Source organism: Streptosporangium sp. NPDC048047, assembly GCF_040653115.1.
Classification (GTDB): Bacteria; Actinomycetota; Actinomycetes; order Streptosporangiales; family Streptosporangiaceae; genus Streptosporangium.
Genome location: NZ_JBEZNH010000039.1, coordinates 39,178 through 60,137 on the forward strand (window position 1 = coordinate 39,178; position 20,960 = coordinate 60,137).

At 73.6% G+C, this 20,960-nt stretch carries 13 protein-coding genes and 1 pseudogene; 2 read left to right on the plus strand and 12 right to left on the minus strand.

The annotated features are described in order from the left end of the window. Positions 1 to 23: 23 nt before the first annotated feature. Entirely contained in the window at positions 24 to 878 is an 855-nt protein-coding gene (locus AB0D67_RS27545) for an AraC family transcriptional regulator (RefSeq protein ID WP_362941897.1), read from the plus strand. A 276-nt stretch (positions 879 to 1,154) separates the two neighbouring features. Here the strand turns inward: AB0D67_RS27545 and AB0D67_RS27550 are convergent, their stop codons facing one another. From AB0D67_RS27550 to AB0D67_RS27605, 12 genes and pseudogenes are all read right to left on the minus strand, one after another. Continuing rightward, positions 1,155 to 2,600, minus strand: coding sequence for a cytochrome P450 (locus tag AB0D67_RS27550; RefSeq protein ID WP_362941900.1), 1,446 nt, complete (start codon positions 2,598 to 2,600; stop codon positions 1,155 to 1,157). After that, positions 2,597 to 3,136 carry a flavin reductase family protein gene (locus tag AB0D67_RS27555; RefSeq protein ID WP_362941903.1) on the minus strand — a complete coding sequence of 180 codons (540 nt, stop codon included), beginning with the start codon at positions 3,134 to 3,136 and terminating at the stop codon, positions 2,597 to 2,599. Before AB0D67_RS27555 ends, AB0D67_RS27550 begins: the two co-directional genes overlap by 4 nt. A 21-nt stretch (positions 3,137 to 3,157) precedes the next feature. Then, positions 3,158 to 3,592, minus strand: coding sequence for an acyl-CoA thioesterase (locus AB0D67_RS27560; RefSeq protein ID WP_362941906.1), 435 nt, complete (start codon positions 3,590 to 3,592; stop codon positions 3,158 to 3,160). After that, the gene (locus AB0D67_RS27565; protein WP_362941909.1) at positions 3,589 to 9,444 is read right to left on the minus strand and encodes a type I polyketide synthase; all 5,856 of its coding nucleotides are present in this window, start codon (positions 9,442 to 9,444) and stop codon (positions 3,589 to 3,591) included. Before AB0D67_RS27565 ends, AB0D67_RS27560 begins: the two co-directional genes overlap by 4 nt. Continuing rightward, on the minus strand, positions 9,441 to 10,412 hold the full coding sequence (locus AB0D67_RS27570; protein ID WP_362941912.1) for an enediyne biosynthesis protein: 972 nt from the start codon (positions 10,410 to 10,412) through the stop codon (positions 9,441 to 9,443). The genes AB0D67_RS27565 and AB0D67_RS27570 overlap by 4 nt, the downstream gene beginning before the upstream one ends. A gap of 4 nt (positions 10,413 to 10,416) precedes the next feature. Then, positions 10,417 to 12,375 carry a CRTAC1 family protein gene (locus AB0D67_RS27575; protein ID WP_362941915.1) on the minus strand — a complete coding sequence of 653 codons (1,959 nt, stop codon included), beginning with the start codon at positions 12,373 to 12,375 and terminating at the stop codon, positions 10,417 to 10,419. Further along, the gene (locus AB0D67_RS27580) at positions 12,372 to 13,343 is read right to left on the minus strand and encodes a DUF1702 family protein (RefSeq protein WP_362941918.1); all 972 of its coding nucleotides are present in this window, start codon (positions 13,341 to 13,343) and stop codon (positions 12,372 to 12,374) included. The genes AB0D67_RS27575 and AB0D67_RS27580 overlap by 4 nt, the downstream gene beginning before the upstream one ends. A gap of 306 nt (positions 13,344 to 13,649) precedes the next feature. Then, on the minus strand, positions 13,650 to 14,639 hold the full coding sequence (locus AB0D67_RS27585; RefSeq protein WP_362941922.1) for a DUF1702 family protein: 990 nt from the start codon (positions 14,637 to 14,639) through the stop codon (positions 13,650 to 13,652). 314 nt (positions 14,640 to 14,953) lie between these two features. Beyond that, a pseudogene (locus AB0D67_RS27590) lies at positions 14,954 to 15,061 on the minus strand (acyl-CoA carboxylase subunit epsilon); the annotation flags it as partial. A gap of 109 nt (positions 15,062 to 15,170) precedes the next feature. Then, positions 15,171 to 17,954, minus strand: coding sequence for an AAA family ATPase (locus AB0D67_RS27595; protein ID WP_362941925.1), 2,784 nt, complete (start codon positions 17,952 to 17,954; stop codon positions 15,171 to 15,173). An 84-nt stretch (positions 17,955 to 18,038) separates the two neighbouring features. Further along, positions 18,039 to 19,937 (minus strand): 2-isopropylmalate synthase, encoded by a 1,899-nt coding sequence (locus AB0D67_RS27600; RefSeq protein WP_362941928.1) that lies wholly within the window; start codon positions 19,935 to 19,937, stop codon positions 18,039 to 18,041. Between the two features lie 54 nt (positions 19,938 to 19,991). Continuing rightward, positions 19,992 to 20,330 (minus strand): hydroxyisourate hydrolase, encoded by a 339-nt coding sequence (locus AB0D67_RS27605; RefSeq protein ID WP_362941931.1) that lies wholly within the window; start codon positions 20,328 to 20,330, stop codon positions 19,992 to 19,994. Positions 20,331 to 20,683: 353 nt separating this feature from the next. On the opposite strand from AB0D67_RS27605, the gene AB0D67_RS27610 reads away from it, so the two are divergent. Further along, a complete protein-coding gene (locus AB0D67_RS27610; protein WP_362941934.1) occupies positions 20,684 to 20,920 on the plus strand; it encodes a hypothetical protein in 237 nt (78 codons plus the stop codon). The last annotated feature ends 40 nt before the right edge of the window (positions 20,921 to 20,960 follow it).

The following is a 20,960-nucleotide window of genomic DNA, read 5'->3' on the forward strand; positions in this document are numbered from 1 at the left end:
GCCTCCGGACCCCAGGAGGAGCCATGGATGACGTAATCGAGCGAGCCGTCCTGCGAGTGATCGAGAGCATGCATGAGAACCTCGGAGACCAGATCACCGTCGACGACATGGCACGGACCGCGATGTTCAGCAAGTTCCACTTCTCCCGCGTCTTCCAGCGGGTGACCGGGCTGTCCCCGGGACGATTCCTGTCCGCCGTACGGCTGGGCGAGGCGAAGCGGCTGCTCGCCTCGACCTCCCTGAGCATCACCAACATCAGCCACCAGGTCGGCTACTCCAGCGTGGGCACCTTCAGCTCCCGGTTCACCGGCAGCGTGGGACTGTCCCCCAGCCGGTACCGGCTGCTCAAGAGCGTGACCCCGCAGTCCCTCGACGACGGCCGCGCCCGGGTCGCGCCGGGCCCGGCCGTGACGGTCAGCGGGACCGTGATCTCCCCGCTGAAGGACCGGCCGATCTTCGCGGGGCTGTTCCCCGACCGGATCCTGGAGGGCCGCCCCGTCTGCTACACGCTGCTCGACGGCCCGGGACCGTACGTGCTGGAGAACGTTCCGGAGGGCCGCTGGCACCTGATCGCGCAGTCCGTCGCCCCCGGCTACGAGGACGCCGTCCGGTACCGGCCGGGTGACGGCGACGCGCTCTGCCTGGCGCGCCGGCCGGTCACCGTGGGACCGGGCGCCGGACCCCAGCTCGCCGACATCGAGCTGCGGCCGATGCGGCCGCTCGACCCGCCGGTGCTGCTGGCGCTGCGCGACCTGCTGTCGGCGTCGGACCCCGCGGGGGCGAGCCGTCCGGTGGAAGAGGAGGAGCCGGACCGGCCGGCGCGCGCGGTGTGCCCGGCCCGGCCGGCGGGCGCGCTGGGCGGAGGCGGCCGGTACTGACGGAGACGGAACACGGCGGCCCCCGGGCGGTGGAGACACCGCCCGGGGCCTGTCGCGTTCCGCGTCCGCCGCGTTCCGCCCCCGCGCGGAACGGCACGGAGCACGCGGACACACGGACGCACACACGCGGACACACGGACACACGGACGACGCACGCACATACGCACACACGCGGACGACGCGTGAAAGCGCACGCGCGGACGCGCGGAGCCGCGGCCGGGCACGCGGAGACGCCGCGAGGCGGGCCCCTTCGCCGGGGCCCGCCGTACGGGCTCGTCAGACCGTCTGGACGGTCATGGGCAGGCCGCCGCGGACCCGCAGGGAGAGCATGGCCTCCGGGAACGCCTCGCGGCCTGGCAGGCCGGTCAGCCGCAGCTCCCGGGCGACCATGGCGATGACGAACGTCGCCTCCATCATCCCCAGATGGTTGCCGACGCAGAAGCGCGGCCCCGCGCCGAACGGGATGTAGGCGTACCTGGGCCTGGCGGCAGGCGCAGCCGGGTCGAACCGCTCCGGCTCGAACCGGTCGGGGTCGTCCCAGAAGCCGGGATGCCGGTGCAGGGTGTAGGTGCTCACCACGACGTCGGCGCCGGCGGGCACGTGGTAGCCGCCGACCTCGTCGGCGGCCAGGGCCTTGCGGGTCAGGGCCCACACGGGCGGGTAGAGACGCATGACCTCCTCGACGACCATCGCCGTGTACCGCAGCCGGTGCAGGTCCTCGTAGCGGGGCGGCCGGTCGCCCAGCACCTCGACGGCCTCCGCTCGAAGCCGCTCCCCCACCTCCGGGTGGCGGTCGATGAGGTGGAAGGCCCACGACAGCGTGCTCGCCGTCGTCTCGTGCCCGGCCAGCAGCAGCGTGACCAGCTCCTCGCGGAGCCGCCGGTGGGCGGCGCGCGGGTCGCCCCCCGGCTGCGCGGCGGAGCGCAGCAGCCGCGTCACCAGACCGTCCCCGCTGCCCCCGCCGTCTCCGCCGTCCCCGGCCTCGCCGTTCAGGAGGCGCCGGAGATGGGAGGCGAGGAGGTGGTCGGCCACGCGGTACAGCTCCCGGCGCGCCCGGCGGAACCGCAGGTGCCCGGGGAGCGGCAGCCACAGCGGCACCATGCTGAGCGACACCATCTCGAACATGGCCTGGTCCTGGACCGCCTCGAAGGAGTGCCCGATCGAGCCGAAGGCGCCGAGGTCGGCGTCGAGCAGGGTACGGCCCAGCACCCCGAGGGTCAGGCCGGTCATCTCCTCGGCGACGTCCACCGGCGGCCCGCCCGCGTGGGAGCGCAGCCGCGCGACCAGGCGCGCCGCCTCGTCGGCGACGGCCTCGTCCTGGTGGACGATCCGTTTGTTCTGGAACATCGGCTGGATGGTGCGGCGCTGCGTCCGCCACAGCTCGCCCTCGCTGGTCAGCAGCCCGTCGCCGATGACCCGGCGGGCCTCGGTCAGGCCGATGCCCTTGTGGTAGTTGCCGCTGTTGTCGGCCAGGACGTGCTTGGCGTGGTCGGGGTGGTTGAACAGGTAGATCGACTTGGGGCCGATGGACAGCCGGACCGCGTCGCCGTACCGGGCGGTCGCCTCGGCGAACAGCCCGATGCGGTCGGTCACGAGCTTGGCGAACAGGCCCGGTGTGGCGCGGAGCGGGGGGCCGGGCGGCACCGCGCCGGTGCCGCGCCGGCGCGTGCCCGGCCGTGCCGCGGGGGCGGCGGGCCGGGTGCGCTCCCCCAGCAGGCTCATGCCGGGACCTCCCGCCAGTAGGAGGTGACCTCCCGGAACTGGCCCCGGTAGACCAGCAGGCCGTCGCCGTCGGCCTGCTGCTCCATGCCCAGGACCTTCCCGATGAAGATCGTGTGATCGCCGCCGTCGTAGGAGCGCCACAGCTCGCACTCGAAGCGGGCGACCGTGCCGCCGATGAGCGGCACGCCGGTCAGCTCGCCGGGCATCCACTCGACGGGGTCGAACTGCGCCATGCCCATCGGCCGGTAGCGGTTGGCGAAATGCCGCGCCTCCTTCTCCTGGCGGGCGCCCAGCACCGAGACCCCGAAGACCCCCGTCATGCTGAGGCACTGGTGCATGACCGCTCCCCGGTCGATGCAGACCAGCACCAGCGGCGGGTCGAGCGAGACCGAGGTGAAGGAGTTGGCGGTCATGGCGTGCGGAACGGGCCCTCCCGTCGTCACCACGGTGACGCCGGTGGCGAAGGCTCCGAACGCCCGCCGCAACGCCTTGGCGTCATCCACCGTGGAAGACGTCGTAGATTGGTCGACTTTCACGCTGACCTCCTGGATCCGCGCCTAGTTGGCATACGGTTCGAGCGCCCGGACGAGCGGCTCGGGGACCCTGGCTGGTGCCGTGCGGGTGTTGGGCCCGCGCATGCAGGCCACCCGCTGCCTGCCGCGGGCGATGAGGGTCTCACCCTCACCGTCGCCCTTGCCGAGCCGTACGTAGTCGAAGCCGAACTCCACCTGGGTCTGTCCCAGCTCCAGCAGGCGCATCCTGATGGACAGCTCGTCGAACGCGGTGATCTCGGCGAAGAACTCGCAGTCGACCTTGAGGGTGAACAGCTTCAGGTCGTCCTGCAGGTCGGCGAGGACCTCCGGGGCGCGTTCCTTGAGGAACATCTCCCGGCAGCGGCCCTGCCAGCGCAGGTAGTTGACGTAGTAGACGTTGCCCACGATGTTGGTCTCCTCGAAACCGACCGTGTGCAGGTATTCGTAGTACTTGCTCATTCCTGTGACCGCCCTTCTGGCTGATCGCTCGCGACCGGCGTCCGTTCCGGGACGCAGATCGCGAAGACGACGGGGTCGGGGGCGTCCCGCAGGGTCGTGACGAGCGTCGCGACGCGCACGCCGTCGGCGGCGAACACGGCCCAGGCGCCGCTCCCCTCCCCCGTCAGGGTCAGGGACGACTCCTTCGGCAGGCCGGCCCGCGTCAGGGACGCGGCGGCCGCGGCGACGCGCGCGGCGGCGGTGTCGGGGCCGTCGCCGGTGACGGAGGCGACCCGTTCGGCGAGCGGGGTGTGCGGTCCCAGCAGGGCCGCCCACTCCGCGGGCGTCCGCGCGGCGGCCCCCGTGACGTCGCAGCCGAGCGTGCCGAGGGTGGCGACGCAGAGCGTCACGCCGGGACCGTGGGCGACGGAGACCGTCGCGCCGTCGATCTCGGCGCCGGCCTCGCCGCCGGTCCCCGGCGCGCCGGGTGCGACCGGACGGCCGAGCGCCCGGCCCAGCCCCACGGCCGCCCGCTCCCGGGCCGCCTCGCCGTCCTCCGCCCCGGCGGGACCGCCGACGGCGTCAACGGCGGCGAAGGGCTCGACGGCGACCGCGACCCGGACGCCGACGAGGTCCTCGACGGTCCGCTCCAGGTAGGAGCCGAGCAGCGGCGTCACCCAGGGGCCCCGCCCGTCCTTCTTCCGTACGGCCTGCAACCGCAGGCCGTCCCAGCGCTCCACGACGTCACCGGCCGGGGTGCGCACCGCGATGTCGTAGATGTACGTGTCGCCCTCGCGGCTGCGCTCGGTGGCGCAGTAGCGGAGCTCCCCGGCCTCGGCGAGCGCCGCGCCGCCGGCGTGCACCCGCTCGATCGCGGTGGGCAGCAGCGTGGCGTCCGGGACGCAGACCTGGTTGCCGTGCATGAGCGCGTCGCGCATGCCCGGGTCGCCCAGGAGCAGGTCCCCGGGGAGGTACCGGGCGAACCAGTCGCCGGACTCCAGCGCCGCCACGTCGGCGTCGACGTGACGGGCCGCGGCCCGGTGGTAGCGGCGCAGCCGGTGGAAGCGCCGCCCCTGGAACAGCACGTCGCCGTACATCTCCGTCCCCGGATCCAGCGGCACCGCGGGCAGGCCGTCGGCGACCTGTCCGGGCGGGCCCTGCGGCGCGGGCTCGCCGGTGTAGGCGAGCCGGGCGCGGAAGTGGTCCACGTCGAAGCCGGTCTCGGCGCTGCGGATCGTGACCGCGACGGTGTCGTCGTCGGTGACGGCCGCGGCGATCCGCAGCGTGGTGCTGCCGTCCGGCGGCACGATGATCGGCCGCAGGAACTCGGCGTGCTCGACGACCGGCGCGCCCTGCCGCCCGGTGGCGGCGTGGGCGACCTGGGCCATGGCCTCCATGCCGATCACCGCCGGGAACAGCAGGTTGCCGTCGAGGAGGTGGTCGGCGAGGTAGAGGTCGGTACCGGGGTTGACCTCGACATCGGTGACGAACTCGACGTCGTGGTAGCGGATCAGCGGCTTGCCGACGAAGCGCAGCAGCGGCAGCGGCGGCAGGTCGTATCGGACGGTGTCGATGCCCTCGGTGCGGCCGCTGATGACCACGACGGGCGGGACGTCGGGGTCGGCGACCAGGCGGCGCATGATCTGCACGCCCTGCTGCGGGGTGATCGGGGTGATGCCCTGGCGGGTAAGCCCCTCCACCACCGACAGCCGCTCGCCCATGCCGACGTCGGACCAGACCGACCACTCCATGCAGACGGCGCGGCAGCGGGGGTGCTTGTCGGCCACCTCCCTGGTGAGCTCGGCCAGCCACTCGTTGGCGGTGGCGTAGTGGGCCTCGCCGTGCAGCCCGGCGCGGCCGATGATGCTGCCGAAGGTGACGAGCAGGCGCAGCCCGGCGACGTCGACGGCGTCGAGCACGTTGCGCAGGCCGTCCACCTTGGGGGCGAAGGTGCGGGCGAAGGCGGCCATGTCGAGGCTGGTCAGCGCGGCCGGCTCGTTGCGGCCGGCGCCGTGCAGCACGGCGGTGACCGGCCCGAGCGCCGCCTGGGCCTCGGCGACGGCGCGGCGGACCTGCCCGGCGTCGGTGACGTCGGCGCGGGCGTAGTGGACGGCCACCCCGGCCTCGGTCATCCGGCGGAGGTTGGCCGCCAGCTCGGTGTCCTCCGCCGGGTCGGACCGGCCGAGCACGGCCAGCCTGGCGCCGCTGTCGGCGGCGACGGCCAGGGCGCACTCGGCGGTGATGCCCTTGCCTCCGCCGGTGACCAGCAGGACGTCCTCCGCGCCGAGCGGCTGCTCGGCGCGGGCCGGCCGTACCGGCAGGGCCCGCATGGTGGGCACCCGCCGCACGCCCGCGGCGTCGTAGTACGCCTCGGCGTAGCCGGTGGTGGCCGCGACCTCGTCTACCACCCAGCCGACGGCCTCGGCGGCCGCCGGTACGTGCACGATGGTGACGCGGAGCTGGGGGGTCTCCAGCTGGAGCGTCTTGGCCAGGCCGGCCGCGCCCCGGCCGTGCTGAACCAGCACGAACCGGGTGCCCGCGGGACCGGCGACGGCCGCCTTGGCGCCGAGCAGCGCCTGCTCCAGGTCTTCCCGCCGGCACTCCGGCGGTAGGCACACCAGGACACCTGATCCGACCCTCCCGTTCTCGAGGGCCTGGCGGAGCGGCTCGGCGATCGGGGAGCCCGCGCCGGCGAACAGCCGCCACTGACCGCTCTCGCGCACCGCGGGCCGTTCCGGCAGCGGCATCTCGTCCAGGTCGAGCGCGAACGGCCGGGCCCACGCGGCGGCGCCGGCCACGATCTTCGCGGGCTGCGCCTGGGGGGCCTTGGCCAGGCCGTCGAGCGCCTCGCCCAGCTCCCGGAGGCTGGCGGTGGCGAGGTTCGTCGGGGCCTGCGCGGCGGGCACGCCCATCCGCTGGGTGGCCTGGTCGATGATGTGCATCACCGTGACCGAGCTGAGGTGCAGCTCGTCCAGCGGACGGCTGTCCTCGGTGACCATCTCCAGCGGCAGCTCGGCACGCTCGGCGGCCAGGCGGCGCAGCAGGTCGATGGTCGTCTCGCCCTCCTGACCCGCCGCGGCGACGGACTGCGCGGACTCGGCGGCCGGTGCGGCCGGGGCGGACTCCGCGACGCGGTGGGCCGCGCCGATCCCGATCTGCGGCGCCTGCTCGGTGGGGCTGGCGAAGAACGAGAACTCCTCCCCCACCTCCAGCGGCCGGACGAGGCGGCCGTGGAACAGCTCCTCGTGCGCGATGGGCACGCCGGTGACGTAGGCGGCGCCGGCCACGCGGAGCAGCGAGGTCAGCGACTCGTCGTCGGTGTCCAGCGCGACCACCGGCACGTCGGTGATGTTCGCGGCCAGGCCGCTGAGCACCCGTCCCGGGCCGACCTCGACGAACAGGTCGACGCCGGGGGCTGCCTGCCGTACGGCCTGGGTGAACCGGACGGGCTCGGTGATCTGCCGCCGCAGCAGCGCCGGGACGTCGGTGTCCGGCGCCAGGTCCTCACCGGTGACGGTGGAGACGACGCGGCGGTCCGTCGGGGCGAAGTCCTCGTCCGCCAGGCGGGCGCCGAGGACCTCGGCCGCCGGGGCGACCAGCGGCGAGTGGAAGGCGTGCGACACCCGCAGCCGGGTCCAGGTCAGACCGGCCTCGGCGGCGCGGCGCCCGACCGTCTCGACCGCGTCGACGGGCCCGGCGACGACGGTCTGGCCGGGGCCGTTGTAACCGGCGATGACGACGGGCAGGTCGCCGATCAGGCCGGTCACCGTGCCGGGGGTGGCGCGGACGCCGGCCATGGTGCCCGAGGCGCTGTGCTCGGTCATGGCCTGTCCCCGTACGGTCGCCACGCGCAGCAGGGTGTCCTCGTCCATCGCGCCGGCCCAGTGCAGGGCCGACAGCTCGCCCAGGCTGTGGCCGAGCGCGACGTCGGCGTCCACGCCCAGCAGGGCGAGGGCGCGCAGACCGGCCATGGAGCCGGTGACGATGCGCGGCTGGGCGACGGCGGTGGCCACCGTGTCGCCGCCCTCGGGCAGCGCGGCCCGCAGGTAGAGCTCCTCGACCTCGGCGAAGCGGCGGCGCAGCGCGCCCCCGCTGGTGCCGCGGCCCGACCCCTGGCCGGGGAAGAGGTAGCCGACCCTGGCCGGGCCGCCGGCCCGGCCGAGGAAGGCGCGGCCGTCCGGGGCGAGCACGGCGGTCTCGCCCGCCTCCAGCGCGGTGATCAGGCGCTGGAGCTGCCGCTCGGCGTCCTCCGGGGAGGTGACGACCACCGCGGCCCGGTACGGCAGGCCGCGCAGCTCCCGCTGGAGCGTCGCGGCCAGGTCGGCGAGCTGGGCGTAGGACACCTTCGGCACGAAGTCCGCCAGCTCGGTGAGCCGCTCGCGCAGCGCCTGCGGCGAGGCCGCGTCGGCCAGCAGCAGCTCGGCGTCCTGCAGCGAGGCGGCCAGGGCGCGGGCGCGGCCCGGCAGCGGGGAACGCCGCCGGGGGGCGGCGTTCTCCAGCACGACGTGGGTGTTGATGCCGCCGAAGCCCATGGCGGTGACGCCGGCCCGCAGCGGGGCGCCGTCCGGCCAGGGCTCGGCCTTGCGCAGCACGCGCAGGGCCGCCCCCTCCTCGGCCAGCACCGGGTGCGGGTCGACGCAGCCGACGGTGGGGGGCAGCATCTGCCCGTGCACAGCCATCACGGCCTTGATCAGGCCGGCCACGCCGGCCGCGGCCTTGGCGTGGCCGATCATGCCCTTGATCGAGCCGACCGCGGCGGGCGGCGCCGAGGGGTCGGCGGCGGAGCGGGCGCCCGACAGCGCCTTCAGCTCCGTCGCGTCGCCCAGGGCGGTGCCGGTGCCGTGGCCCTCGAACAGGGGGACGGTCTCGATGCCGAACCCGGCCCGCTCGTAGGCGCGGCGCAGGGCGAGCTGGTAGCCGCTGACCTCCGGCCGGGTCATACCGCCCCGGCCGTCGGAGGAGATGCCCCAGCCGGCGACGGTGGCGTAGATCCGGTGCCCGGCGGCCAGCGCGTCGCTCTCCCGCATCAGCACGACCATGCCGCAGCCCTCGCCCGGCCAGAAGCCGTTGGAGTGGCGGTCGTAGAGGCGGAAGTCGTTCTTGGCCAGCGCCCCGGTCTTGGCGAACCCGACGATCTCGAACGGGTCGATGGACAGGTCCACCCCGCCGGCGACGGCGACGTCGATGTCGCCGTCGGCCAGCGCCTTGCCGGCGGTCACCACCGACAGCAGCGACGACGAGCAGGCGCCGTCCACGGTGTAGCCGCCGCCGTTGAGGTCGAAGTGGTTGCAGATCCGCCCGGCGATGGTGTTGGACAGGCCACCGGCGAGGGTGTCCTCGTCGATGGGCGGGAACGGGCTCTTGTAGGCGGCCTCGTAGTCGGCGAGGAACGCCTCCAGCCGCCCGTCGTCCCAGCCCTGCTCCTTCAGCGCCGCGGCGAGGGTCCGGCGCACGTACGGCCAGCGCAGCCGCAGCACGTTGGCCCGGGTGAACTCACCGGTGAGGGTGTTGCCCACCACCACGCCGGTGCGCTCGCGGGGCAGGCCCTCGGCGTCGGGGAAGCCGGCGTCGGCCAGCGCCCGGCCGGCCGTGTCGAGGGCGAGCCAGTGGGTCAGGTCGGTGGAGCGGTAGGTGCTGCCGGCGACGCGGTAGGCGAGCCGGTCGAACTCGTAGCCCTCGATGACCGCGGCGGTGCGGGCGTAGAAGCGGTCGGGGGCCGTGGGGTCGGGGTCCCAGTAGTCGTCGAGCCGCATCCGCACGTCGGGCAGCCGGCGGAAGGCCCGCCGCCCGGCGACGGCGTTCTCCCACAGCTCCCGCGGCGAGGTGGCATCCGGGTAACGGCATGCCATGCCGACGATGGCGAGCCTGGTCATACTTTCGCGACCTCTTTCCGGGCCGGGGCGAGGGCCTGCTCGGCCGCCGCGCTGACCTGGGCCGCGTCCCGCTCGCGGGCCTTGCCGACGATGTGCAGGGACCACAGGAAGGCGCCGCGGACCAGGCAGACGGTCGCGGTGGCGAAGAAGATGCCGTAGGGGATGCTCATGCCGGTCAGCAGGCCGTACACCAGGGCGACGCCGCCGCCGAAGGCGACCTGCGACAGCGGCTTGGACGGCGTGGTGCCCGGGTCGGTGATCATGTAGTTGGTGAACAGGACGAACGCCACGCCGGTCATCATGGCCAGGCCGCCGAGGAGGGCGACGTCGTCGAGGATGACGCTGCGCACGACCGCCTGCAGGGCGAAGCCGATCACCCAGGCGCCGATCAGCCACATGCGGTTGGTCAGCTTGGCGTTCAGCATGGTGCCGAAGACGATGATCACGCAGGGGATGATCCAGTCGATCGGGTTGGTGACGTTCTCACTGAAGTGGTACGGCGGCGCGATGCTGGCCCACGGGAACAGCAGCAGGATGACGGCGATGCCGAAGTTGGAGGGGTTCATCACGTGGCGCAGCCGGCCGCGGACGGGGGCCCGGATGACCCACTTGGTGCCGACGGCGACGACGACGCCGAACATCATCACCAGGACCTGGTCGTTGACGTAGATCAGCATGTTCATCGCGATGCCGCTGATGTGCGCCGGGTAGAGGAACTCCATCACGCCGCGCGGGCCGTTGCCGCGGAAGCGCGGGGTGCGGCCCTCGACCCTGGCGCCGATCAGCTCCAGGACGATCTCGGTGGTGTAGGCGGTCGCCAGGGCGATGAGGGGCCACGTCCAGGGCTGCTCGAATCCGAGGACCGTGTAGCCGAGGATGTTGAAGACCGTGATCGAGAGGGCGAACCGGCGCAGGGCCGTGATGACCTTCGGGTCGTGCCGCGGAGGCGTCTTGGTTTTCTCGGCCATGTCGTCACTGCTCCTTCGCTTGCGAGCCGAGCTGCACGGTGTGCCGGCCCGGGGTCAGCTGAAGTTCCTGCTCGTGGACCTTTCCGGTCCGGTCGCGCCAGGTCAGGCACACCGGCAGCGGGCCGGTGACGTCCCGGCCGAGGCCGATGTGCACCTCGTGGCTGCGGCGGCCGGAGTGGCCGCTGCCGCCGTCGACCTTGCCGATGGCGACGCGGCCGCCGGGGAGGGTCACCTTCACCTCGGCGCCGATCGCGGGCGAGGCGGCGGACGGGGCGGCGCCGGCGGCGTTCTCGTGGTTCAGCCGCAGCTCCAGGAACGCGCCGGGGGACGGGCTCTGGTTGTGGTAGAAGACCGGGGCGTCCCACTGGCGGGCGACCGCGATGTCGAGCCGTCCGTCGCCGTCGGCGTCACCGGTGGCGATGCCGCGGGTGGGAATCGGCACGGCCAGGCCGAGCTGCGGCGACAGGTCGGCGTAGCGGCCCGTCTTCGCGTCCTTGACGAAGAAGGCGAGCGTCTGGTTGCCGCCGATGTCGGCGCCCTCGTGGACGGTCGGCCAGGAGTGCGGGTTGCGCAGCACGCCGTCGTTGGCGGTGGCGAGCTCCTGCAGCTGCGGCCAGCGGTTGACGTCGCCCTTGACGAAACCGGTGGCCTGGACGATCGCCGGGACGCCGCCGTTGTCGAAGTCGTCGATCTTGACGTCCCAGCCCCAGCCGGACCACGCGGTGCGGCTCGGGGCGCTGCGGTCGGCGAACGGCGCGACGCCGCGCTTCAGCTCGGAGCCGACCTCGGCCCGGTCCTTGGCGGTGGACATGAACTGGAAGTTGCTCTCCTCGATGCCGAAGGAGGTGGTGATGTTGCTGACGAAGATGTCGTAGAGGCCGTCGCCGTCCAGGTCGCCGAAGTCGGAGCCCATGCCCTTGAACGAGTCGTGGCCCAGCACCTTGGACTTGGGCACGATCGGCGAGGACTTGCCCTCGACGAGGGAGAAGGCGATGCGGCCGGGGGTGGAGCGGTTGTACAGCAGCCGGTCCTTGCCGAAGTCGTTGTTCAGGAACAGCTCGGGCAGCTGGTCGCCGTCCAGGTCGGCGGTGCTGGCGCCGAGCTCCCAGCCCTTGGAGACGTTCACGGGCAGGACGTCGTCGAGCTTGGCGAAGCTGACCGTCGGCTGCTCGCCGGCGGTGGCGCCGGTCCAGCGGAAGAAGTAGTCCTCGCCGCCGTTGACGGCCGCCGACATGGAGTCGTTCATCTCCACGCCGCCGTTGACCTTCGGGTCCAGGACGGGGCCGTGGGGGAAGTAGTTGCCGATGAAGACGTCCAGGTGGCCGTCGCCGTCGAAGTCGGCGGCGGTGGCGGTGTTGCTGTTCCACTGCGGCCCGGTGTACTTCGCCGTGCCGACGCCCGCCACCAGCTCGGTGGGCACGTAGGCGTCCGCGGAGAGCTGCGTGGCGCCGCTCTTGGCGAGGTAGACGATCGGCGTGCGGCCCCAGAAGTAGACCAGCAGGTCGGTACGGCCGTCCTCGTTGTAGTCACCGGGCAGGCAGCCCATGGGCGCCATCGTGTCGCTCATCGGCAGCGAGCCGGGGTTCAGCGCGAACGGCCGGTAGCGGTCGGCCTTCGCGCCGGGGGTGGGGGTCACCACGACCTGGTCGATCCGGGTGTCGGTGACGCACAGGTCGTTGGACAGGCCGTCCATGTCGAGGTCGTTCATGGCGATGCCGGCCCCGACCGAGGAGATCCAGGCGTCGATGTTGCTGTAACGCTGGTTCACCTTGCGAACCGTCTTCTGCGTGTACCCGGCGGGCAGCGCGATGCTCATCGGCTCGAACGCGTAGGCGCTCGCCAGCCCGGCCTTCTCCTCCTCGGAGGCGAAGGACGGGCGGCCCGCCACGAAAAGGGCCGCCATCATGACGAGGGCGACGATTCCCGGCAGTTGCCTGCGCAGCCAGCCAGCTGTCGTGGTCACGGAGTAACACCTCCAGCAAATGCGAATTCATTGGCGATGCGGCGCCGCCACACCTCGTAGGCGGGCAGGTCGCCGGAAACGGGCCCGTCGGGGCGGGTCCGGCGGCTGGTCAGGGCGGCGTCCTCGGGCGTGGTGCCGCACAGCACCCGGGTCGCGACCTCGTTGTGCGGCACCAGCAGGCCGGCGCGGACCCGGGCCTCGGCCGCGAACGCGCTGCCCTGGGCGAGCTGCGGCCGGTGCGTCCCGGCCCGCTCGCGCAGCTCCAGCAGCTCGTCCTCGGGCGCGCCTCCCGCGTAGGTCGCGGCCAGGCCGACGCCGGCGTACAGGTCGGCCCGGCGCGAGGCGGGGAACCGCTCGACCAGCGAGACGACGTGTTCGACGTCGGTGCCGCCGACGAACCACAGCGCGCGGCCGATGCCCTGGTCGATGGCGCGGGCGGCGTACGCCTCGGGCCCGCCGGCCGGCCAGGGGAAGCGCGTCTCTCGGTACTGCTCGTGCACGTACTTCTGAGTGTGGAAGTAGGCCTGGTGGAAGCCGTAGCCGTCGTGGACGAGCCACAGCAGCAGCGGGTCCAGCCCCCGGCTGTCCGGCCACAGGAAGCGCGGCAGCCGCGCCATGGCCCAGCCGATGCCGACGTAGATCATGTAGTTGTGGGCGTCACCCCGGCCGGCGAGGGAGTCGGCGGTACGGTGCCCGCCGCCCGGCGTCAGCCGGTCGAGGATCGCGAAGGCCATGCCCGCGCCCTCGTAGGCGAAGCCGCGGAAGCGCCGGGGGATCTCCTCCAGGCGTTCCTCGGCCTCGGCCGCGGAGCGGGTCTCGGCCGCGAAGGCGTAGCCGGTGAGAAATGTCTCGCCGACCGTCTCCAGCAATTCCCGGGACGCGTCGTCCTTCACGTGGAAACCCCGGGTGGCAAGTTTCGTCTCTGATATGTCCGGCGTCAGGACACGACGCCTCAATGACCGGAACATGCTGGCCAACCCAACCCCTCCACCCCTCGTCAACAGGTGCCCTTTGATAGATTCACGCATATGCCGAGCTGGGCCCTCCACTTCGGAAGTGCTCATCCGGCGCGCTTTCCGGCATGGCGCGCGACGGTTTTCCGAAAATCGGAAAACAGCCGGTCGGACCATTCATGAATGGCGCGATGAATTCACCGGGCGTCACGGCCGGGCGATGGGGCCCGGCGGACCGGCGCCCGGCGGCCGGGATCGCGGCGCTCCGGCGGTCCGGCGACCCGGGCCCGGTGGCCCGGATCCGGTGCTCCGGGCCCGGGTTCAGCGCCCGACGCGGTCCGGCGCGAAACGGTCGTGGATCCGCCGCCGCCACACCTCATACTGCGGAACCGGGCCGGAACCGTGGGGATCGACGGCGGTGTCGTCGGCGAGCGCGACGGCGTCGGCGACCGCCAGGCCGGTCAGCGCGGCGGTGGCGGCCGCGGTGTGCTCGGGGACGAACCCGGCGTGGTCCCGGGCCTTGACCGCGAAGACCGCGCCCAGGGCCAGCTCGGCCCGGTGCTCGCCGGCCTCCTCCCCCATCGCCGCCAGCGCCTCGGTCCCGCAGCCGCCGGCGAACGTCGCCGCCAGGCCGACGCCGCTCCACAGGTCGGCCTGGCGGCCGGCGGCGAAGCGGCGCACCGCGGCGGAGACGTCCGCCGTCCGCGCGCCGTGGATGAACCACAGGGCGCGGCCGATGCCCTGGTCGACGGCCCGGTTGAAGTAGCCGGGCGACCCCTCCCAGGCGTAGGGGGCGGGCACCCGCTGCTCGTCCACCCAGCGCCGGGTGTCGAAGTAGGCCCGGTCGAAGCCGTAGCCGTCCACCGCCAGCCAGCTCATCGTCGGGTGGTACGGCGTCTCGCCCAGGTCGGGGACGACCTTCTTCCACAGCGGCCGGGGCAGCCGCGCCATGGCGAAGCCGATGCCGATGTAGGTGAGGAAGATGTGCGGGCGGCCCGGCCCGAGCAGCAGGTCGCGGGTACGGTGACCGCGGCCCCCGCCCATCGCGTCGAGGACGGTCAGCGCCATCGTGGCGCCCTCGTAGGCGAAACCGCGCAGCTCCACGTCGATCATGTTCAGCCGCCGCTCCACCTCCCACTGGTTCCGCGCGTCGATGCCCCATTCGAAGCCGCACACGACGGACTGCGGGATCGCCTCCAGCCGTTCGGCCGCCGGCGACGACGCGCCTGGGAAGCCGCGCACCGCGAACGTCACGTCCGCCAGGGACGGCGCCAGCAGCAACCGGCGGAACGAGCCGAAGAATGTCGACATGGCGCTCTCCTCAGACCACCCGGAGACCCGGGACCGCCGCCGCGGGCGTCCCGGCGTGCGGGGGAACGCCCCGCGCACACCACTCAGGATGCGACCGGCGGCCCGCTCGGGCTTTTCGCAGAATGCGGGGCCCGCGGACGCGGGGACGGTCCGCACGGGCGGAGAAGAGCGGCGGAGCCGGCGTTCCAGGCGGCCCAGACGCTCCAGGCGGAGCAGGCGTCCCAGATCGTCCCGGCGCTCCAGGCCGGTTCGGCGTTCCAGGCGCTCCGCGGGCGGCCGGTCACGGGCCCGGCGGGCACGACGGGCTCGGCGACGGCCGCCGCGGCGGCCGCGGCCCGCGCGGTGAGGACGGCGACGACCGCCGCGAGCTCCTCCGCCGTCGGGTTGCCCCGCACGACGGTCAGGATCGGGTTCTCCTCCACGGCACACCTCCGGCTACGACCGTCGCACCCGGCGACGGCGGCGCGCACCTTCGGGAGTGCCCTCCCGGGCCCGGCGGATTTCGGGGTCCGGACGGGCCCGGGAGGAGTCTCAGACGACGAGCTGGTCGCCGAACTCCAGGACGAGCGGCAGGTCGGCGCGGCGGCTGATGTTGAGCTTGCGGTAGGTACGGGTGAGGTGCTGCTCGACCGTGCTGATCGTGATGTAGAGCTTCGCGGCGATCTCCCGGTTGGTGTATCCGGCCGCGGCCAGGGCGGCGACCCGCCGCTCGGCGTCGCTCAGCATGCCGATCATGTCCCCGGCGGGCAGGGCCGGCGGCGCGCCGGGGTCGTCGGCGCGCGACAGCGTCCTGGCCAGCGGCTGGGCGTGGCACTCCAGGGCCACGGCCCGCGCCCGCCCGGCGATCGTCTTGGCGCGGCGGTGCTCGCCGAGCGCCTCGTAGACCTCGACCAGGTCGAACAGCGCGCGGGCCAGCTCGTACCTGTCCCCCGCGGCCTGGAGGTACTCGGTCGCCTGGCGCAGCAGCGGGGGGCGGCGGCGCAGCTCGGAGACGGCGGCCAGCAGCCGGAGCGCGGCGCCCCGGCCCCTGGTCGCGCCGGGGCCGCACAGGTCGAGCTGCGCCTGGACGAGCTGCCGGGCCTCGTCCGCCTGGCCCATCCGCAGGCACGCCTCGGCGGCGTCGGCCCGCCAGGGGATCAGGCCGGGCGTGTCGAGGTTCCAGGCGGCCATCAGGTCGCCGCACCGCTGGAAGTCGCGCAGCGCCAGCGCGAAGTAGTCGGTGGCCAGGCTGTGGCGGCCCCTGGCGTGCAGGTAGTGCAGGCCGTAGCGGGTCTGGAACATCGCCTCGGGCACCGGCCGGTCCAGGTACTCGCGCACCGCGTCGTACTTGCCCATCGCGGTGAGAGCGAGGATCAGGCTGCTCAGCGGCCCGCCGATGGCGACGCCCCAGCTGCTCACCGGGATGATGTCCAGGGCCAGGCGCGCGTGGTGCTCGGCGGCGGACATGTCGCCCTGGCGGACGGCGATCTCGGCGCGGATCGCGGCGAGGCGGGCCTGGCGGCTCGGCGCCTGCCGGGACGACGCCTCGACGCTGAACAGGTCGCACCAGGGGGCCACCCGCTCGCAGCGGCCCGCGTAGGTGAGGGCCAGCAGCGAGTTCTCGACGGTGTCGAGCGTCATCTCGTCCAGGCGGGAGTCCTCCAGAATCCGCTCGACGGCGTCCATGTCCTCCTCGCGCGGCCCCCGGGTGAGGACCTCGGCGAGCGCGAGCGCCGACTCCAGCCGCCGGCTGACCGACACCGAGACCATGGTCGCCAGACCCCGGTCGCCGGCGAGGTGCCGCAGCCGGTCGAGGAAGGGCGGGTGGGTGGCCCGCAGCCACAGCTGGCTCACCACCAGCTCGGCGACCGTCTCGGGGTCCGCCCCCGCGCCCGGCCGGTTGAGCTGTTCGAGCACGTCGCGCGCGTCGTCGAAGCGGCCGTACCACAGCAGCGCCCGGGCGAGCACGACGGCGTCGACGCCGCGCAGGCTGCCCCGGTTCATCGCCTCGGTCAGCTCGGCGAGGTGCCCGGTCGGCGCGGCGGGGTTGATCCGCCACTCGGCGCGCACCAGCATCGTCATGATCTTCGCGCGCTGGGTCTCGTCGGCGCACTCGCGCCAGGCCATACGCAGGTAGTCGACCGCCGTCTCCACCTGCCCGTTGCGCAGGGCGCTCCTGGCGGCCTCCTCCAGGATCGGCACGACCCAGGGGGCCTCGACCCGGCCGGCCAGCAGCAGGTGTCCCGCTATAGCCGCCGGGGAGGAGCCCAGGTCGTAGCCCAGCTCCGCGGCCCGGCGGTGCAGGTCCGCCCGCTCCCGGGCGTCCGTCCCGGCGAGGACGGCCTCGCGGACGGCGTCGTGCCGGAACCTGCCGAGGGTGAGCAGCCCGGCGGCGCTCAGGGAGTGCAGTTCCCTGCCGACATCGGGGCCGGGCAGGCCGAGCAGCCGGTCGAGCGTCTCGGGCTCACCGAGGATCGCCAGGCCCCGGGCCACCCGCATGGTCTGCTCGTGGCCGCGCTGCAGGCACGACAGCACGGCCTGGCCGTAGTGGTCGCCCGCGGTGATCCCGTCCGGCGGCTCCTCGCCGGCGGACCGGGCGAGCTGCCGGTAGTCGTCGGCCAGGGCGGTGGTCAGCAGGGGGTTGCCGCCGCTGAGGGCGTACCACTCGTCGGCGAGCCGTTCGGCCGTCTCCCGGCCCGTCTCCTCCTCGACGAGGGCCGCCACCCCGGCCCGTGACAGCCGGGTGAGCTGGATGCGGCGGCAGTGCGGCTGGCGGACCAGCTCGGTCTGGAAGAAGCCGTCGGCCCAGCGGCCGTGGTCGGCGTGGCCGAACACCATCACGATGCGGGCGAGCCGTACCCGCCGCGCCAGGTACGCCAGGCAGAGCAGGGAGGCGCGGTCGGCGTGGTGCACGTCATCGACGATGATCATGAGCGGGTACCGCTCCGACAGCTCCAGCAGGACGGTGCACAGGACGTGGACGGTCTGGGCGTCGATCTGCCGGCCGCCGGTGTCCCCCGGCTCCTCCGCGAGCACGGTGCGCGCGCCCTCGCTCAGCAGCGCCAGCGCCCGGTCGCGCTCCTCGGGGACCAGCGGCGCGTCCTGGATGAGCTGGCCGAGCACGCCCAGGGGCAGGTCCCGCTCCATGCGGGAGCCCGTCGCGGTGACGGCCAGCGCGCCCCGCTCGATGGCCTGTTCGGCGAAGACGTGCAGCAACGCGCTCTTGCCCGTCGCGACGGCGCCGCCGACCAGCGCCACCTTGCCCCTGCCCAGCACCGCGCTGTCGAGGAGGGCCTGCAGGCAGGCCAGCTCCTCCTCCCGCTCGACCAGTTTCATCTCCGTCTCCCTCCTCGTCTGAGCCCTCACCGGGGCTCTCCGTCTCGTCGCGCCGTCATCCGGCCGGTCACCGCTCGCCGGTCGTCACCGTCCCGCCGTCGTCCGCGTGCTCCTCGCCCGCGTACTCCTCGTCCGCGTGTTCCTCGTCCAGGTGAGCGTCGCCGCCTCCTCCGCGGGTGCCGCGGGTGCCGCGGGTGCCGCGGGTGTCGCGGCCTCCGGTGCGGGAGGCGCGGGAGGCGCGGGGGGCGCGGCGGGCGCGGCGGGGGACGCCGGGACCTCCGTACGGGACGCCCGTCCCCTCCGTGCCCTGGCGGCGGCGGAGGCGGCGGCCGACAGCGCGGCGGCCCGCAGGTCCGGTCCGGTCCCGGCTCCCCAGAAGACCGTCCCGCCCGCCTGGAGCTCGGCGTAGACCATGACCCCGCCGGCCCCGCCGGTCCCGCCCGCCGGACCGGTGTGGTGTACGGCGCGCACCCGCAGGCCCAGCCGGGCGAGCTCGGCGCGTACGGCCCGCACCGCGTCGGTCCGGTCCCGTCCGGCGTCGAACCCGCCGCCGTCGACGTGCAGGACGACGGCCGCCGGGACGCCGCCCGGTGCCGGGACGGAGACGGCGGCCCGGGCCGGGGCCGTCGCGCCGGGCCCGTCCGCCGCGCCGATGACGTACTCGCGCTCGAAGCACTCCCGGAGCCGGCCGGGGGCGATCTCCCCGCCCTCGGCGTCGGCCAGCGCCTGCACCGTCCGGGCGAACTCCACCCGCAGCCCGCGGGGCAGGTTCAGCCCGTGCCGGGCGCTCATGACGTAGGCCAGGCCCCCCTTGCCGGACTGGCTGTTGATCCGCACGATGGCCTCGTAGGTCCGCCCCACGTCCTGCGGGTCCAGCGGCAGGTACGGCAGGCGCCACGGCAGCCCGGCCGGCTCGGCGCCCGCCTCGGCGGCCTCCCGCTCCAGGGCGTCGAAGCCCTTGTTGATGGCGTCCTGGTGGGAGCCGGAGAAGGCGGTGTAGACGAGGTCGCCGCCGTAGGGGTGGCGGGGGTGGACCGGTATCCCGGTGCACCCCTCGACCGTGCGCCGGACGCGGTCGAGGTCGCGGAAGTCGACGCCGGGGTCGACGCCCTGGGTGAGCAGGTTCAGCCCGAGGGTCACCAGGCACACGTTGCCGGCCCGTTCCCCGTTGCCGAACAGGCAGCCCTCGATCCGCTGGGCCCCGGCCAGCACGGCCAGCTCGGCGGCGGCGACGCCGGTGCCCCGGTCGTTGTGCGGGTGGACCGAGAGGCACAGGTGCTCGCGCCGCGACAGGTTGCGGTGCATCCACTCGATCTGGTCGGCGAAGACGTTGGGGGTGGACCGCTCGACCGTCGTGGGGAAGTTCAGGATGATCTCCCGCCCCGGGCCGGGCTGCCACACGTCCATGACGGCCTCGCAGACCTCCAGCGAGAACTCCGGCTCGGTGTCGGCGAAGTGCTCGGGAGAGTACTGGAAGCCCAGGTCGCAGCCGTCCAGGAAGCGTTCGGCGTACTTCGCCACCAGCCGGGTGCCCCGTACGGCGAGGTCCTTGCACTCGTCGCGGTCCATGCCGAACACCCGGCTGCGGAACCACGGCGACGTCGCGTTGTAGAGGTGGACGGTGGCGCGCCGCGCCCCCGCCAGGCTCTCCGCGGTGCGTTCGATCAGTTCCTCGCGGGCCTGGACGAGCACCGAGACGCGGACGTCGTCGGGGACGAGGTCGTCCTCGATGAGCATCCGGACGAAGTCGTGGTCGTCGCGGCTGGCGGCGGGGAAGCCGACCTCGATCTCCTTGTATCCCATGCGCACCAGCAGGTCGAACATCGCCAGCTTGCGCGCCGGGGTCATGGGGGCCGCCAGCGCCTGGTTGCCGTCCCGCAGGTCGGTGGAGAGCCAGCGGGGCGCGGCGGTGACGGTGGCGTCCGGCCACCTGCGACCGTTCAGGGGAACCTGGGGGAATGCGGTGTATCGTCCGATATTCACTGTCGGAACCCTTACCTGCGTGAACCTGGTGTGCCTGGGGGACGCTGACACCCGTCAGCCGGCCGAGCCGAAATACGCCGAATAGGAGTACGGCGAGAGCTGGACCTGGATCTGGTAGGAGTCGGTCTCGTCGTGCATGCGGAAGAGAACGACTATCTCCGAATAGGCGGCGGTGAGCCCGAGGCCGACGAAGTACCGGTCGCTTTCGAAGACGAGGCGGTAAACCCCGCGTTCGAAACGGCGGCCGCTCCAGTCCCGGATGCAGCCCTCGTGGTCGGTTTCGGCTTTGGCGTCGGGATTCCAGTGGCCGCCCTCGGAGCACTCCAGCCGGACCCTGACGCTGGCGGCCGGTCGGCCGTAGACACTGTCCAGTGTCTGAATAGCAATACCCATCTCACCGTCACCTGTCCAACGGGCCCGTCCACAGGCGGCCCGGTTCGGCGCTTTCGCCTTGGCCGCCCAGACGGCGCCGCTGCGAGCGCCGGCTCCGCCTGGGCTTCGTCCAAGATTCGCGGACCGCGCTATCGGTTCACCTTCGCCCGCTTATCGGCCCGTCATGCGTCCGCCATCCGCCCGCCATCCGCCCGCCATCCGCCCGCCGCGACTCCCGGCGGTGGATGGCCGGACCGGGGCCGGCCGGCCACCCCGAACCGCTGACCCGAACCCCCATTCAGGCGCGCCGAAACCCCTTGAACATATCCCCAACTGGGGATATGCCTGACGCTAAGGGAAGCGATAGGGACTCGATGGCGGGCCGTGCGAGCGTCATCGGTGTCAGGAACGGCGTCTACGGCGACGCCGCCACGACCACGGAGGTAGAGATGAGCGGCAAGATCAGCAAGACCGTCGTGCGACTGGGTTTCTCGATCGTCATCGCCCTCGCGGGCGTCACCGTCACCGGCATGGCCGCGAACGCCTCCGACACCCCCGTTCCCCCGCCGCCCACCACCCACCGCCCCCTGTGCTGCAACCCCTGGGGCTGACGGGCACACCATCTGACGCCGGAACGGCCGGGGACGCGAG

What these genes read in the sequence shown, in the direction of transcription:
- AB0D67_RS27545 (WP_362941897.1), top strand. Translation starts at nt 24, where the DNA reads ATGGATGACGTAATCGAGCGAGCCGTCCTGCGAGTGATCGAGAGCATG.
- AB0D67_RS27550 (WP_362941900.1), bottom strand. Translation starts at nt 2,600, where the DNA reads ATGAGCCTGCTGGGGGAGCGCACCCGGCCCGCCGCCCCCGCGGCACGG.
- AB0D67_RS27560 (WP_362941906.1), bottom strand. Translation starts at nt 3,592, where the DNA reads ATGAGCAAGTACTACGAATACCTGCACACGGTCGGTTTCGAGGAGACC.
- AB0D67_RS27565 (WP_362941909.1), bottom strand. Translation starts at nt 9,444, where the DNA reads ATGACCAGGCTCGCCATCGTCGGCATGGCATGCCGTTACCCGGATGCC.
- AB0D67_RS27570 (WP_362941912.1), bottom strand. Translation starts at nt 10,412, where the DNA reads ATGGCCGAGAAAACCAAGACGCCTCCGCGGCACGACCCGAAGGTCATC.
- AB0D67_RS27580 (WP_362941918.1), bottom strand. Translation starts at nt 13,343, where the DNA reads ATGTTCCGGTCATTGAGGCGTCGTGTCCTGACGCCGGACATATCAGAG.
- AB0D67_RS27585 (WP_362941922.1), bottom strand. Translation starts at nt 14,639, where the DNA reads ATGTCGACATTCTTCGGCTCGTTCCGCCGGTTGCTGCTGGCGCCGTCC.
- AB0D67_RS27595 (WP_362941925.1), bottom strand. Translation starts at nt 17,954, where the DNA reads ATGAAACTGGTCGAGCGGGAGGAGGAGCTGGCCTGCCTGCAGGCCCTC.
- AB0D67_RS27605 (WP_362941931.1), bottom strand. Translation starts at nt 20,330, where the DNA reads ATGGGTATTGCTATTCAGACACTGGACAGTGTCTACGGCCGACCGGCC.
- AB0D67_RS27610 (WP_362941934.1), top strand. Translation starts at nt 20,684, where the DNA reads ATGGCGGGCCGTGCGAGCGTCATCGGTGTCAGGAACGGCGTCTACGGC.